At 66.5% G+C, this 14795-nt stretch carries 14 protein-coding genes and 1 other RNA gene; 13 read left to right on the top strand and 2 right to left on the bottom strand.

The window, feature by feature from the left end; genetic code table 11:
• Positions 1-10: 10 nt before the first annotated feature.
• Positions 11-190, top strand: a non-coding RNA gene (ssrS, locus tag DFS21_RS05680) — 6S RNA.
• A 61-nt stretch (positions 191-251) separates the two neighbouring features.
• Positions 252-860 carry a 5-formyltetrahydrofolate cyclo-ligase gene (locus tag DFS21_RS05675; RefSeq protein WP_102690651.1) on the top strand — a complete coding sequence of 203 codons (609 nt, stop codon included), beginning with the start codon at positions 252-254 and terminating at the stop codon, positions 858-860.
• An 8-nt stretch (positions 861-868) separates the two neighbouring features.
• Here DFS21_RS05675 and DFS21_RS26715 read toward each other — a convergent pair whose 3' ends face one another.
• Complete coding sequence (locus DFS21_RS26715) at positions 869-1024, bottom strand: hypothetical protein (protein ID WP_011536298.1); 156 nt, start codon at positions 1022-1024, stop codon at positions 869-871.
• A gap of 177 nt (positions 1025-1201) precedes the next feature.
• Here DFS21_RS26715 and DFS21_RS05670 point away from each other — a divergent pair, with 177 nt between their 5' ends.
• The 4 genes from DFS21_RS05670 (at position 1202) to DFS21_RS05655 (ending at position 6535) form a co-directional block, all read left to right on the top strand.
• Positions 1202-1651, top strand: a complete 450-nt coding sequence (locus tag DFS21_RS05670; protein WP_110697156.1) for an EVE domain-containing protein — start codon at positions 1202-1204, stop codon at positions 1649-1651.
• A 93-nt stretch (positions 1652-1744) separates the two neighbouring features.
• Positions 1745-2704: an HlyD family secretion protein gene (locus tag DFS21_RS05665; RefSeq protein ID WP_046853721.1), complete on the top strand. Its 960-nt coding sequence runs from the start codon at positions 1745-1747 to the stop codon at positions 2702-2704.
• Positions 2701-5424, top strand: a complete 2724-nt coding sequence (gene rbbA / locus DFS21_RS05660; RefSeq protein WP_111531965.1) for a ribosome-associated ATPase/putative transporter RbbA — start codon at positions 2701-2703, stop codon at positions 5422-5424. The genes DFS21_RS05665 and rbbA overlap by 4 nt, the downstream gene beginning before the upstream one ends.
• A gap of 1 nt (position 5425) precedes the next feature.
• Entirely contained in the window at positions 5426-6535 is a 1110-nt protein-coding gene (locus DFS21_RS05655) for an ABC transporter permease (RefSeq protein ID WP_111531964.1), read from the top strand.
• Here the strand turns inward: DFS21_RS05655 and DFS21_RS05650 are convergent, their stop codons facing one another.
• Positions 6536-6937: a flagellar basal body-associated protein FliL gene (locus DFS21_RS05650; RefSeq protein WP_046853718.1), complete on the bottom strand. Its 402-nt coding sequence runs from the start codon at positions 6935-6937 to the stop codon at positions 6536-6538.
• 157 nt (positions 6938-7094) lie between these two features.
• On the opposite strand from DFS21_RS05650, the gene DFS21_RS05645 reads away from it, so the two are divergent.
• The 7 genes from DFS21_RS05645 to DFS21_RS05615 all read left to right on the top strand — a co-directional run bounded on the left by DFS21_RS05645 (position 7095) and on the right by DFS21_RS05615 (position 14760).
• A complete protein-coding gene (locus DFS21_RS05645; RefSeq protein ID WP_110697150.1) occupies positions 7095-8075 on the top strand; it encodes an NADPH:quinone oxidoreductase family protein in 981 nt (326 codons plus the stop codon).
• Between the two features lie 250 nt (positions 8076-8325).
• On the top strand, positions 8326-9567 hold the full coding sequence (locus tag DFS21_RS05640; protein WP_110697148.1) for an SfnB family sulfur acquisition oxidoreductase: 1242 nt from the start codon (positions 8326-8328) through the stop codon (positions 9565-9567).
• An 82-nt stretch (positions 9568-9649) separates the two neighbouring features.
• Positions 9650-10831 (top strand): SfnB family sulfur acquisition oxidoreductase, encoded by a 1182-nt coding sequence (locus tag DFS21_RS05635; protein ID WP_110697146.1) that lies wholly within the window; start codon positions 9650-9652, stop codon positions 10829-10831.
• Entirely contained in the window at positions 10831-12222 is a 1392-nt protein-coding gene (locus tag DFS21_RS05630) for an LLM class flavin-dependent oxidoreductase (protein WP_110697144.1), read from the top strand. The genes DFS21_RS05635 and DFS21_RS05630 overlap by 1 nt, the downstream gene beginning before the upstream one ends.
• Entirely contained in the window at positions 12215-13015 is an 801-nt protein-coding gene (locus DFS21_RS05625) for a MetQ/NlpA family ABC transporter substrate-binding protein (RefSeq protein WP_110697141.1), read from the top strand. The genes DFS21_RS05630 and DFS21_RS05625 overlap by 8 nt, the downstream gene beginning before the upstream one ends.
• A 1-nt stretch (position 13016) precedes the next feature.
• On the top strand, positions 13017-14126 hold the full coding sequence (locus tag DFS21_RS05620) for a methionine ABC transporter ATP-binding protein (protein ID WP_110697139.1): 1110 nt from the start codon (positions 13017-13019) through the stop codon (positions 14124-14126).
• On the top strand, positions 14116-14760 hold the full coding sequence (locus DFS21_RS05615) for a methionine ABC transporter permease (protein ID WP_110697137.1): 645 nt from the start codon (positions 14116-14118) through the stop codon (positions 14758-14760). Before DFS21_RS05620 ends, DFS21_RS05615 begins: the two co-directional genes overlap by 11 nt.
• The last annotated feature ends 35 nt before the right edge of the window (positions 14761-14795 follow it).

Below are 14795 nucleotides of genomic sequence, written 5' to 3'. Positions count from 1 at the left end.
ATACTGGCGCCACTCCCTGGGGGATGCGCCAGTCGGTTATGTCCCTGAGCCGATACGCACAACCACGGGGGTTGCACGCTGGGGCCGGTGTGCATGTCCGCCCGACGGAAAGCCTTAACGCCCCCTGCAATCTCCACCTTGAACTTTCGGGTTCAAGGGCTACACCGATAGCGGTCTTGTCGGGGAGCCTGCTTTCAGAACTGCCCGCCTCCAACGGCGGGCTTTTCGTTTCTTCAGGGATCGCCCGTGCCATGACCGACACCGCGCCGCTCACCCGCCCCCAGCTTCGCCGTCTCCTGCGCAACGCCCGCCGCGCCCTCACACCCGCCCAGCAACGCCAGGCCGCCGAAGGCCTCTATCGCCAGTTGGCGCAGCATCCACTGTTCCGCCGCGCCCGACACATCGCCCTGTACCTGCCCAATGACGGCGAGATCGACCCGCGCCTGCTGCTGCGTGAAGCGCACAGACGCGGCAAGTGTGTCTACCTGCCGGTGCTGCACGCCTGGCCCGCCACGCGCATGGTGTTCCAGCGTTTCGAGCCAGGCGAGAAGCTGCGCCCCAACCGGTTCGGCATCGCGGAACCGGTGGTGGAGCGCAAACGCCAACGGCCGATCTGGGCGCTGGACCTGATCCTGCTGCCGCTGGTCGGTTTCGATGAGAGGGGGGGGCGCCTGGGCATGGGCGGGGGCTTCTATGACCGCAGCCTGGCCTACCAGGGCCGGCGCAAGGCCTGGAAAAAACCATTGCTGCTGGGGCTGGCGCATGAATGCCAGAAGGTGGAGCGGCTCAACCAGGCAAGCTGGGATGTACCGTTGCAAGGCACGGTGTCAGACCGTGGTTGGTACCTGGCGGCGAAATGAACCCGCGATCAGCGGTGCTGTTGCTGCGCCGGATCGACGGGCGCCTGCTGATAGGCGGCATCGAGCTTGCGCTCCCACAAACCTTGCGCGTAACCGGTGGTAACCACGCCCAGGCCGAAGATGAAGGCCAGGATCCAGAGCAGGTCCGGTTTACGTTGTTTCATTGATTGCCCCCCCAAGAACAACTGTCCAGGCTCGGCGGCTTTCTTGATGGCTGCCGGAGCGTATAGCTTAAAATCGGCGCATTTTCCGACAACATGAGTCGCTAGGCAAACGTTGACGCCAACCGACTGTCGGTTTCATGCAACGAGTTATTTCAAACTCTTTCAGGAGCAGCATCCATGGCCTACTGGCTGATGAAATCCGAGCCCGACGAGCTCTCCATCGAAGCCTTGGCACGCCTGGGCAGCGCCCGCTGGGACGGAGTACGCAACTACCAAGCACGCAATTTCCTGCGGGCCATGAGCGTAGGCGACGAGTTCTTCTTCTACCACTCCAGCTGCCCGCAACCAGGGATCGCCGGCATTGCCCGGATCAGCGCCGCGGCCTACCCGGACCCGACTGCCCTCGACCCGCAAAGCCACTACCACGACGCCAAGGCCAGCGCCGAGAAGAACCCGTGGAGCGCGGTGGATGTCGAGCATGTGCAGACCTTCCGCCAGGTACTCGGCCTGGGCCTGCTCAAGCAGCAGGCGGCACTGGAGGAACTGCCACTGGTGCAAAAGGGCAGCCGCCTGTCGGTGATGCCGGTGACCGCCGAACAATGGACCGCGATCCTCGCGCTGAGCTGATTGTGCGTCTATTGTCAGGGGTTTGATCAATATCAACGCGCCAGGATGCGCGTCGCGCCAGGATAAGGCGTGCAAGCCGCAGGATGCAGACCGATGAATCGAAAAGCCCCCAGAATCTTCGCCTCCGCCCTTGTATTGCTGTTGCTGGCGGCAGGCGGGCTGGGTTACTGGAAGTCCCTTCACGACCGCCTGCCCGAAGGCCTGAGCATGGGCAACGGGCGCCTCGAATCCACCGAAGTACAGATCGCCAGCAAGGTCCCCGGGCGCCTGGCCGAGGTGCTGGTCGATGAAGGCGACAAGGTCACCCGCGGCCAACTGCTCGCCCGCATCGACACCCGCACCATGGAGGCCCAGCGCAGCCAGGCCGAGGCCGAGGTACTGCGCGCCCGCGAGAACTACGCCGCTGCCCAGGCCAGCGTGCAATTGCGCCAGAGCGAACTGCTGCTGGCCAGCCAGGAGCTCAAGCGCGTGCGCGAAATCTACCAGCGCAAGTTCGCCAGCCAGCAACTGCTCGACCAGCAACAGGCACGCTACGACACCGCCACCTCAGCCGTGGTCGCCGCCCGCGCCCAGCTGGCGGCGATCAAGGCGGCCATTGGCGCCGCCGAGGCACAGGTGGCCCAGCTTACCAGCGAGATCGACGACAGCAGCCTGCGTGCCCCCATCGACGGCATCATCCAGCTGCGCCTGGCCGAGCCTGGCGAGGTGCTCGGTGCCGGTGGCCGGGTGCTGATGCTGATCGACCCCAGCGACCAGTACATGAACCTCTACCTGCCCGCCGCCACCACCGGCCGGCTGACCGTGGGCGACCAGGCGCGGATCGTGCTCGACGCCCTGCCCGAGCAGGCCCTGCCGGCGAAGATCGCCTTTGTCGCGGCCAAGGCGCAGTTCACGCCGAAACAGGTCGAGACCCGTGACGAGCGGCAAAAGCTGGTGTTCCGGGTCAAGCTGCGTCTGACCGAGCCGAGCGCCGTGCCCCAGGCCAAGCCGGGCATGCCCGGCGCCGGGTACGTGCGCACCGCCGACGTGGGCTGGCCGGCCAACCTGCAATGAACGCGGCGACAGCGCTGCAGGCCGACGGTGTCAGCCACCGCTATGGCGATCTGCAGGCCCTGCACCCCCTCGCATTCAGCCTGCCGGCCGGCACCCGCTGCGGCCTGATCGGCCCGGATGGCGCCGGCAAGTCGACCCTGCTCGGGCTGATTGCCGGGGTCAAGCGCCTGCAACAGGGTGAGTTGCAGGTGCTCGGCGGTTCGATCCGCCAACGCCGCCACCGCACCGCGCTGTACCCCAAGGTCGCATTCATGCCCCAGGGCTTGGGCAACAACCTGTACCCGGAGCTGTCGATCCGCGAGAACATCCGCTTCTTTGCCACCCTGTTCGGCCTCGGCCGCGCCGAATGCGAGCAACGCATGGCCAGCCTGCTGCGCGCCACCGACCTCGAACGTTTCGCCGAGCGCCCGGCTGGCAAGCTGTCGGGCGGCATGAAGCAGAAGCTGGGATTGTGCTGCGCGCTGATCCACGAGCCGGACCTGCTGATCCTCGACGAGCCGACCACCGGCGTCGACCCGCTGTCGCGGCGGCGCTTCTGGGAACTGGTCGAACAGGTGCGCGCCCAGCGTCCGCAGCTGACCCTGCTGGTGGCCACCGCCTACATGGAGGAAGCCGAGCAGTTCGAGCACTGCCTGATGCTTGATGCCGGTCGCCTGCTGGCTGCGGGCCTGAGCCGTGAGCTGGCCGCGGCCACGCCCAGTGGCAAGCTCGATGATGCCTTTACCCACTTCCAGGGAGCCGGCCGCGAGCAGCCTGAGCCGCTGCGGATTCCGCCACGCCAGGTGGATGATGGGCCGGTCGCCATCGAGGCCCACGACCTGACCTTGCGCTTCGGCGACTTCACCGCGGTCAACAAGGTCAGCTTCGCCATCGGTCGCGGCGAGATTTTCGGCTTCCTCGGTTCCAACGGCTGCGGCAAGACCACCACCATGAAGGTGCTCACCGGCCTGATGCCGGCCAGCGAAGGCAGCGCCAGCCTGCTCGGGCGCCCGGTGGATGCCGGTGACCTGGCCACGCGCAAGCGGGTCGGTTTCATGTCCCAGAGTTATTCCCTGTACGGCGAGCTGAGCGCCCGGCAGAACCTCGAGTTGCACGCTCGTCTGTTCGACCTGGCCAAGGCCGACAGCGCGCCGCGCATCGCCGAACTCATCGAGCGCTTCGACCTTGGCAACATCGCCGACCAGCCTTCCGGCGCCCTGCCACTGGGCCTGCGTCAGCGCCTGTCGCTGGCCGTGGCAGTGCTGCACCGCCCGGAAGTGCTGATCCTCGATGAACCGACCTCGGGCGTCGATCCGGCGGCCCGCGACGATTTCTGGCGGCTGCTGGTGGAGTTGTCCCGCGAACAGGGCGTGACCATCTTCCTGTCCACCCACTTCATGAACGAGGCCCTGCGCTGCGACCGCATCTCACTGATGCACGCCGGCCGGGTGCTGGCCTGCGACACCCCGCAGGCCCTGCAAATCCAGTTCGGCGGCGACACCTTGGAAGACGCTTTCGTGCGTTGCCTCGAACAGGCCCAGGACGCGCCCACCCAGACACAAGCCGACACCACGCTGGAACAGGCCGCTGCCCCAGCGACCGCCCTGCGCCAGGCATTCAGTCTGCGCCGCCTGCTGGCCGTCGCCAGTCGCGAAGGCAAAGAGCTGCTGCGCGACAAGGTGCGCCTGGCCTTCGCCCTGGCAGGGGCATTGTTCATGATGGTGATCTTCGGCTATGGCATCTCGCTGGATGTGGAAAACCTCGCCTTCGCCGTGTACGACCAGGACCAGAGCCCGCAGAGCCGCGCCTACCTGGAGGCCTTCCGTGGCTCACGCTACTTCGCCGAGCAGCCGCCGATCCGCGATGCCCGCCAGCTGCACCAGCGCTTGCAGCGCTCGGAGATCAAGCTGGCCCTGGAGATCCCGCCAGGCTTTGGCCGCGATTTGCATGCCGGGCGCCAGCCGGTGGTTGCGGCCTGGCTTGACGGTGGCATGCCGTTTCGCGCCGAAACCAGCCGCAACTATGTCGAAGCCGTGCACCAGGCCAACCTCGAACAGCTCGCGGCCCTCGGCCCGAACCCTGTCTCGCGCCAGCAGCCGGTACGCCTGGAAACACGCTTTCGCTACAACCAGGACGTGGTCAGCGTGAACGCCATCGGCCCCGGCGTCATGGCGCTGATCCTGGCCTTCATCCCGGCCATGCTGACCGCGCTGGGCATCGTGCGGGAAAAGGAACTGGGCTCGATCACCAACTTCTACGCCACGCCCCTGACCCGCCTGGAGTTCCTGCTCGGCAAGCAGGCGCCCTACCTCGCGGTAAGCCTGGTCAACCTGGCGCTGCTGGTGGCAATGAACCGCTGGCTGTTCGGCGTGCCGCTCAAGGGCAGCCCGCTGGCACTGGCCTGCGGTGGCCTGGCCTACCTGCTGGCGACCACCAGCCTGGGCCTGCTGATCTCGGCGTTCACCCGCACGCAGATCGCGGCGATCCTCGGCACTCTGATCATCACCAGCCTGCCGACCATCCAGTTCTCCGGCCTGATCGTTCCGCGCTCGTCGCTGGACGGCGCGGCAGCGCTGATGGGCCAGCTGTTCCCGGCCGGCTACTTCCTCGACATCGCCGTCGGCACCTTCACCAAGGCCTTGGGCCTGCGCGAACTGTGGCCGCAGTGCCTGGCGCTGCTGGGCTTCTTCGCCGCCTTCACCGGGCTGAGCCTGATCATGCTGAAAAAGCAGGAGGCCTGAGATGAGCCAGCTCTCCCATACCTTGCGCCTGGGCCTGAAGGAACTCACCAGCCTGCGCCATGACAGCGTGTTGCTGCTGTTCCTGCTGTACGCCTTCAGCGTGGCGATCTACATGCCCGCCGCAGGCTCGGTAATCGGCGTGCACAACGCCAGTGTCGCAGTGGTCGACGAAGACCACGGCGCCATCTCGCGCAAGCTCGCCGAGTCGCTGCAACCGCCCGAGTTCCAGCCCACCGTGGCACTGCCGGCGGATCGCCTTGACCAGGCCATGGACAGCGGCCAGTACACCTTCGTGATCAACGTGCCGGTGAACTTCCAGGCCGACCTGCTGGCCGGGCGTTCGCCGGAGCTGCAGGTCAACGTCGATGCCACGGCCATGAGCCAGGCCTTCATGGGCGCCGGCTACATCGGGCGGATCTTCGAACGCGAACTGCTGGAGTACGCAGGCCGCAGCACCAGCAGCCCTGCCCTGCTCAACCCGAAAGCCCTGTTCAACCCCAACCTCGAAGGCGGCTGGTTCCTGGCGGTGATCCAGATCGTCAACAACATCACCATCCTGGCCATCATCCTCACCGGCACCGCGTTGCTGCGCGAGCGTGAGCACGGCACCCTCGACCATCTGCTGGTGCTGCCGCTGACGGCACTGGAAATCATGCTGGCGAAGATCGCCAGCAACGCCCTGGTGGTGGTGGCCTGTACCTGGATTTCGCTGGAAGTGGTGGTCAAGGGCGCCCTGGGCGTGCCGCTGGCGGGCTCCATGGGGCTGTTCCTGGGGGTGACTGCGCTGTACCTGTTCGCCAGCACGGCACTGGGCATCTTCCTCGCCACCCTGGCGCGCTCGACACCACAGTTCGGCCTGCTGGCGATCCCGGTGATCATCCCGATGCTGCTGCTGTCGGGAGGCAGCACGCCGCTGGACAGCATGCCGCAGTGGCTGCAGTGGGTCATGCAGGGGTCGCCCTCGACCCATTTCGTCAGCCTCGGCGCGGCGATCCTGTTCCGCGACGCCGGGCTGAGCGTGGTCTGGCCGGACGTCGCGGCGCTGGCCGCGATCGGCCTGATATTCTTCGGCGTGGCCCTGGCGCGCTTTCGCCGCAGCCTCGCCGCCTGATCACTGCACGATCAGGTTGTTGAACAGCAGGTCCTCGACGATCGGCTTGCCCTCTTCGGACTCCATCACCTGCTGCACCTGTTTCAGGGCTTCCTGGCGCAGCTTTTCCTTGGCCTCGACGTTGCTCATGTTGTCCACGCCCTGCTGGGTGAACAGCGCCACCAGCTGGTTGCGGATCAGCGGTTCGTGGTGCTTGACCGCCGTGGCGGCGGCATCCCCGGTCACGCGCAGGGCGACGTCGGCCTTGTACACGCGCAGCTTGGGGCCGCCGTCGAGGGCGTAGTTGCCAACGAAGGGCGGGCTGAGGCTGATATAGGCGACCTTGGGCTCGCCTTCCTTTTCCTCGGCCATGGCCGCCGCCGGCAGCATCAGGGCCAGCACCATCAAGATCCACGCTTTCACGAATTCGCTCCTCATTACAGTTGCCGCCAGCTTACCCAGCGCGCCGGCCAAACCCAAGCCCGGGCTTATGCCGGCTCATCAGGGCCGACCATGCTCGTTGACCCTCGGGGCGGCCCTCCTACACTTATCGGCCACCACACGCAAAGGAATAGCCCTGATGAAAGCCTTGTTGTGCAAAGCCCTGGGCCCGGCGCGGGACCTGGTCCTGGAAGAGGTCGCCAGCCCCGTGCCGAAGAAGAACGAGATCCTCCTCGACGTGCACGCCGCAGGGGTCAACTTCCCCGACACCCTGATCATCGAGGGCAAGTACCAGTTCAAGCCACCGTTGCCGTTCTCACCGGGGGCGGAAGCCGCCGGCGTGGTAGCCGCGGTCGGCGAGAAGGCCGGCGCGTTCAAGGTTGGCGACCGGGTCATGGCCCTGACCGGCTGGGGCGCTTTCGCCGAGCAAGTGGCGGTACCGTTCTACAACGTGCTGCCGATGCCGGCGGACATGGACTTCACCACTGCCGCCGCGTTCGGCATGACCTACGGCACCTCGATGCACGCCCTCACCCAGCGCGGTCAGCTCAAGGCCGGTGAAACCCTGCTGGTGCTCGGCGCCTCGGGTGGCGTGGGGCTGGCGGCAGTGGAAATCGGCAAGGCCCTCGGGGCACGGGTGATTGCGGCGGCCAGCAGTGCCGAGAAGCTGGCGATCGCCAAGGCGGCCGGCGCCGACGAGCTGGTCGACTACAGCCAGGCCAGCCTCAAGGACGAGATCAAGCGCCTGACCGGCGGTCAGGGCGTGGATGTGATCTACGATCCGGTCGGTGGCGAGTTGTTCGATCAGGCTGTGCGCGGGCTGGCGTGGAACGGCCGGTTGCTGGTGGTGGGGTTCGCCAGCGGGACGATCCCGCAGTTGCCGGTGAACCTGGCGCTGCTCAAGGGCGCGGCGGTGGTCGGGGTGTTCTGGGGCGCCTTTGCCCAGCGCCAGCCGGAGGACAACGCCGCCAACTTCCGCCAGCTGTTCGCCTGGCATGCCGAGGGCAAGCTGAAACCGCTGGTGTCGCAGACCTACCCGCTGGCCGAGGGCGGCGCCGCGATCGAACGTCTGGGGCAACGCCAGGCAGCGGGCAAGCTGGTGGTAACGGTTCAGCGCTGACCTTTCTGCCCTGTCGCTGGCTCACAGTGACAGGGCCGACCCCGCAGTTCTTCTATTCATATTCCTAAACGGTAGTTCATAAACTTTTTATAAACGAATAGGGTATATCAACCGGACCACCGGACCAGCAAACGTCTGTCGCCATCAGCTGAGGCGACGCTTTCAACTTTGTGAGGTTAGGAATGGTCAGGATCACAATCACCCCAGTGCATAACGCCAGGGCATTGAGTGCAGCCAAGGAGCGGTACTGATGTCCAGCCAACCAACTACCCGATTCCACAGCGATCACGACAGCTCGCCGCTGCTGCTGCCGGCCAAGGTGCTGCGCAACGACGAAGAGGCCCTGCAGGCCGCCCGCGAACTGGCCGAGGTGGCCCGCCAGCAGGCCGCCAAACGTGACCAGCAGCGCAAGCTGCCATGGGCCGAGATCGAACAGTTCACCCGTAGCGGCCTGGGCAGCATCAGCGTGCCCAAGGCGTTCGGCGGCCCCGAGGTCTCGTTCGAAACCATCGCCGAAGTGTTCCGCCTGATCAGTGCCGCCGACCCGGCGCTGGGGCAGATTCCGCAGAACCAGTTCGGCATCCTGCAACTGGTGCGCCTTACCGCCACCCAGGCGCAGCAGGAAGCGATCTTCCGCGCCGTGCTCGACGGCTGGCGCATCGGCAATGCCGGCCCCGAGCGCGGGACCAAGGACACCCTGACACTCAAGGCACGCATTACCCGCGAGGGCGACGGCTATCGCATCAGTGGCGAGAAGTTCTACTCCACCGGCGCCCTGTACGCCCACTGGGTAGCGGTAAAAGCCCTGGACGATGAAGGCCGGCAACGCCTGGCCTTCGTCCGTCGCGGCAGCCCGGGGCTGCGCATCGTCGACGACTGGTCCGGCTTCGGCCAGCGCACCACCGCCAGCGGCACCGTGCTGCTCGACAAGGTGCCGGTGGACGCCGACCTGGTGGTGGACAACTGGCGCCTGCGTGAAGAGCCCAGCATCCAGGGCGCCGCCTCGCAGCTGATCCAGGCGGCCATCGACGCCGGCATCGCCGAAGCGGCCATCGAGGACACGATCCAGTTCGTGCGGGAGAAGTCCCGGCCCTGGATCGAGGCCAAGGTCGAACGCAACAGCGACGACCCCTATGTGATTGCCGACATCGGCCGCCTGAAGCTCGAACTGCATGCCGCCGAGGCCCTGCTGCGCAAGGCCGCCAGGGTGCTCGACGAGGTCAACGCCGGCGTGATCGATGCCGCCGCCGCGGCCCGTGCCTCGATCGCCGTGGCCGAAGCCAAGGTGCTCACTACCGAGATTTCGCTGCAGGCCAGCGAGAAGCTGTTCGAGCTGGCCGGCAGCCGCGCCAGCCTGGCCGAGTTCAACCTCGACCGGCACTGGCGCAACGCCCGCGTGCACACCCTGCACGACCCGGTGCGCTGGAAATACCACGCCGTCGGCGCCTACCACCTCAACGGCACCCTGCCTGCCCGCCATTCCTGGATCTGATATCGGCCCATCGCGGGGCAAGCCCGCTCCCACGCGCTCGCGTAAGGTCGGGCGTGCTCCGCGATGGGACCTGGAGAGCACAATGACTGCATCCATCATCACCACCGACGGCCAGGCCCTGGCCGTCGCCGACGAACTCGCCCACTACCTGCGCGAAGACAGCGCCCTGCGCGACCGCGAACGCCGCCTGCCCCATGCCGAACTCGAACATTTCGTGCAGTCCGGCCTGTGGGGCATCAGCGTGCCCAGGGCCTTTGGCGGCGCCGGCGTGTCCAGTGCCACCCTGGCCAAGGTCATCGCACGCATCGCCCAGGCCGACGCCTCGCTCGGGCAGATCCCGCAGAACCACTTCTACGCCCTGGAGGTGCTGCGGGTGAACGGCAGCGCCGAACAACAGCAACGGCTCTACGCCGAAGTGCTCGCCGGCCGCCGCTTCGGCAACGCCCTGGCCGAACTCGGCACGAAGAACGCCCACGAACGCACCACCCGCCTGAGCCGCGACGGCGACCATTACCGCATCGATGGCCGCAAGTTCTACTGCACCGGCGCGATCTACGCCCAGCGCATCCCGACCCTGGTGATCGACGAACAGGGCGTATCGCACCTGGCCTTCGTGCCCGCCGACAGCCCGGGCATCGAGGTGATCGACGACTGGAGCGGCTTCGGCCAGCGCACCACCGGCAGCGGCTCGGTGGTGTTCAACCATGTGCCGGTCCGCGCCGAAGACGTGGTGCCGTTCCAAAGCGCCTTCGAGCGCCCGACCACGGTCGGCCCCCTGGCGCAGATCCTCCATGCCGCGATCGACACCGGTATCGCCCGCGCCGCCTACGAGGACGCCCTGCACTTCGTGCGTACCCGCAGCCGACCCTGGATCGACTCTGGCCTCGACAAGGCCAGCGACGATCCACTGACTCTGAAGAGCTTCGGCCAACTGGCAATCCGCCTGCACGCCACCGAGGCCCTGCTCGAACGCGCGGGTGAAATCCTCGACATCGCCCAGGCCGACAGCAACGCCGAGACCCTGGCCGCCGCCTCGATTGCCGTCGCCGAGGCCCGGGCGATCAGCACCGAGATCTCCCTGGCCGCCGGCACCACCCTGTTCGAGCTGGCCGGCAGCCAGGCCACCCTGGCCGAGCACAACCTCGACCGCCACTGGCGCAACGCCCGGGTGCACACCCTGCACGACCCGGTGCGCTGGAAGTACCACGCCATCGGCAACTACTACCTCAACGACGAAAAACCGCCGCGCCGAGGGACCATCTGATGGCCAAGCAGATCCTGCTCAATGCCTTCAACATGAACTGCATCGGGCACATCAACCACGGTTTGTGGACCCACCCGCGGGACACTTCGACCCAGTACAAGACCCTCGACTACTGGACCGACCTGGCCCGCCTGCTGGAGCGGGGGCTGTTCGACGGGCTGTTCATCGCCGATATCGTCGGCACCTACGACGTCTATGGCCAGTCGCTGGACGTGACGCTCAAGGAGTCGATCCAGTTGCCGGTCAACGACCCGCTGCTGCTGGTCTCGGCCATGGCCGCCGTTACCAGGCATCTGGGCTTCGGCCTCACCGCCAACCTGACCTATGAAGCGCCTTACCTGTTCGCCCGGCGCCTCTCCACTCTCGATCACCTGAGCAACGGCCGGGTCGGCTGGAACATCGTCACCGGCTACCTCGACAGTGCCGCCCGGGCCATGGGGCTGGAACAGCAACCCGAGCACGACCGCCGCTACGACCAGGCCGACGAATACCTGCAGGTGCTGTACAAGCTGCTCGAAGGCAGCTGGGCCGACAATGCCGTGGTCGCCGACCGCGCGCAGCGCGTGTATGCCCGGCCGGACAGGGTGCGCAAGGTCGAGCACCAGGGCGAGTTCTACAAGGTCGAGGGCTATCACCTGTGCGAGCCTTCGCCGCAGCGCACACCGGTACTGTTCCAGGCCGGCAGTTCGGCGCGCGGTTTGGCCTTTGCCGGCAACCATGCCGAGTGCGTGTTCATCAGCGGCCAGGAAAAGGCCGCCACCCGCGCCCAGGTCGACAAGGTGCGCGCAGCGGCGCAAGCCGCTGGTCGCGACCCGCAGGCGGTCAAGGTATTCATGGGCATCACCGTGATCGTTGCCGCAACTGAAGACCAAGCCCACGCCCTGCACGCCGAGTACCTGCATTACGCCAGCGCCGAGGCAGGTGTTGCGCATTTCGCCAGTTCCACCGGTATCGACTTCTCACGCTACGAACTGGACGAACCCATCGGATTCGCCAAGGGCAATGCCATCCAGTCCGCCACCCGCCAATTGCAGGACAGCGCCTGGACTCGCCGCCGCCTGCTGGAGCAGCACGCCTTGGGCGGCCGCTACGTGACCCTGGTCGGCGACCCCGGGCAGGTGGCCGAGCAACTGATCGGCTGGCTCGACGACACCGGCCTGGACGGCTTCAACCTGACCCGCACCGTCACCCCGGAAAGCTTCGAGGCCTTCATCGACCTGGTAGTACCCGAACTGCAACGCCGTGGCCGCTACAAGACTGGCTACGCCGAAGGCACCCTGCGCGAGAAGCTGTTCGCCAGCGACCATCCGCACTTGCCCGCCGACCATCCCGGATCCTCCTACCGCAACACCCCCACCCCTGCCCCGACTGGAGCCCTGCACCATGCTTGAAAAACTGTTCCGGCCCGTCGCGGCCATCGCCCTGGGCCTCGGCCTGTCCGCCGCCGCCTTCGCCGCGGAGCCACTGAAGATCGGCACCACCGCCGCCTTCGCCATCCCGTTGGAAGCGGCGGTGGCAGAAGCCCACAAACAAGGCCTGGAGGTGAAGCTGATCGAGTTCAGCGACTGGATCGCGCCGAATGTCAGCCTCAACAGCGGCGACATCGACGTGAACTACTTCCAGCACATCCCCTTCCTGGAAAACGCCAAGGCCGCCGCCGGCTTCAACCTGGTCCCCTATGCACCGGGGATCATCAACAACGTCGGGCTGTACTCGAAAAAGTACAAAAGCTTTGCCGAGCTGCCCGAAGGCGCCAGCGTGGCCATCGCCAACGACCCGATCAACAGCGGTCGTGGCCTGCAACTGCTGGCCAAGGCCGGGCTGATCACCCTCAAGCAGGGCGTGGGCTACAAGGCCACCGAGGACGACATCATCGCCAACCCGAAGAAGATCAAAATTCTCCAGGTGGAAGCGGTGCAGTTGGTGCGCGCCTATGACGACGCCGACCTGGTGCAGGGCTACCCGGCCTATATCCGCCTGGCCAACACCTTTGACGCTACGTCGGCGCTGCTGTTCGACGGCCTGGAGAACAAGGAATACGTGATCCAGTTCGTCATCCGCCCACAGGAGAAAAACGACCCGCGCCTGGCCAAGTTCGTCGATATCTACCAACACTCGCCAGCCGTGCGCGCCGCCCTGGACAAGGCCCATGGCAAGCTCTACCAGGCCGGCTGGGAAGGCTGACATGGCCCAGGCCAGCGCCCTGAGGGCGCCCATCCCGCCCGCCGAACCGTGCAAGGCCGAGGAAACGGCCCTGCGCCCGGAAGTGAACCAGGCGCACATCCGCTTCATCGGCCTGGGCAAGACCTATCCGGGCCAGGCCCAACCAGCGCTGCAAGGCATCGACCTGAACATCCGCCGCGGCGAAATATTCGGCATCATCGGCCGCAGCGGTGCCGGCAAGTCTTCGCTGCTGCGCACCATCAACCGCCTGGAACAGCCCAGCCAGGGCCGGGTGCTGATCGACCAGGTGGATATCGCGCCGTTCGACGAGGACCGCCTGGTGGCCCTGCGCCGGCGCATCGGCATGATCTTCCAGCACTTCAACCTGATGTCGGCCAAGACCGTGTGGCAGAACGTCGAGCTGCCGCTGAAGGTGGCCGGCGTGGCCAAGGCCGAGCGCCAGCGCAAGGTACGCGAGCTGCTGGAGCTGGTGGGCCTTGCGGAAAAGCACCATGTCTACCCCGCGCAGCTGTCCGGCGGGCAAAAGCAGCGCGTCGGCATCGCCCGGGCGCTGGTGCATGACCCCGAGATCCTGCTGTGCGACGAAGCCACCTCCGCGCTGGACCCGGAAACCACTGCCTCGATCCTCGAGCTGCTGCGCGACATCAACCAACGCCTGGGCCTGACCGTGGTGCTGATCACCCACGAAATGGCGGTGATCCGCGATATCTGCCAGCGCGTGGTGGTGCTCGAGCGGGGCGAGATCGTCGAACAGGGCGAGGTCTGGCAAGTGTTCGGCACACCGCGCCACGACGTCACCCGTACCCTGCTCGCACCGCTGCAGACCAAGCTGCCGGCCGCCTTGCAAGCCAGTCTGCGTGCCCAGCCGGTCAGCCGCGACGCGGCTGTGGTGCTCAAGCTCGGCCTGGTGGGCGAGCCGGAACTGAGCGCCCTGTTCAGCGATCTGGGCGGACGCGTGCGGCTGCTCCAGGGCGGCGTCGAGACCATCGGCGAGCATGCCTTGGGGCAACTGATCCTGGCCGTGCGCGGCTCGCCGCTGGACACCCGCCAGTTGCTCGAACGCGCCCGCCGCTGGGCCGTGGATGTGGAGGTACTCGGCCATGTGGATTGATCGCCTGCTGCAAGGCTTGCTCGACACCCTGCTGATGGTCGGCGTGTCCTCGCTGGTCGCGCTGGTCGTCGGGGTACCGATGGCAGTGCTGCTGGTCACCAGCGACAAGGACGGGATCTTCGAGGCCGCCGCGCTGAACCGGGTGCTGGGCGCCATCGTCAACCTGTTCCGCTCGATCCCGTTCCTGATCCTGATGGTCGCGCTGATCCCCTTTACCCGCTTGGTGGTCGGCACCACCTATGGTGTGTGGGCCGCCGTGGTGCCGCTGACAATTGCCGCCACGCCGTTCTTCGCGCGCATCGCCGAGGTCAGCCTGCGCGAGGTGGACCACGGCCTGATCGAAGCGGCACAGGCCATGGGCTGCCGGCGCTGGCACATCGTCTGGCACGTGCTGCTGCCCGAGGCGCTGCCGGGGATCGTCGGCGGGTTCACCATCACCCTGGTGACGCTGATCAACTCCTCGGCCATGGCCGGGGCGATCGGTGCCGGGGGTTTGGGCGATATTGCCTACCGCTACGGCTACCAGCGCTTCGACAGCCAGATCATGCTGACCGTGATCGTGATGCTGGTGGCGCTGGTGGCGGTGATCCAGCTGGGTGGGGACCGTTTGGCCAAAGGTTTGAACAAGCGTTGAGCCCATCGCGGGGCAAGCCCGCTCCAACCAGTGGG

Source organism: Pseudomonas sp. 2848 (assembly GCF_003253945.1).
Lineage (GTDB): Bacteria > Pseudomonadota > Gammaproteobacteria > Pseudomonadales > Pseudomonadaceae > Aquipseudomonas.
This window is presented reverse-complemented; position numbering and strand designations above follow the sequence as displayed.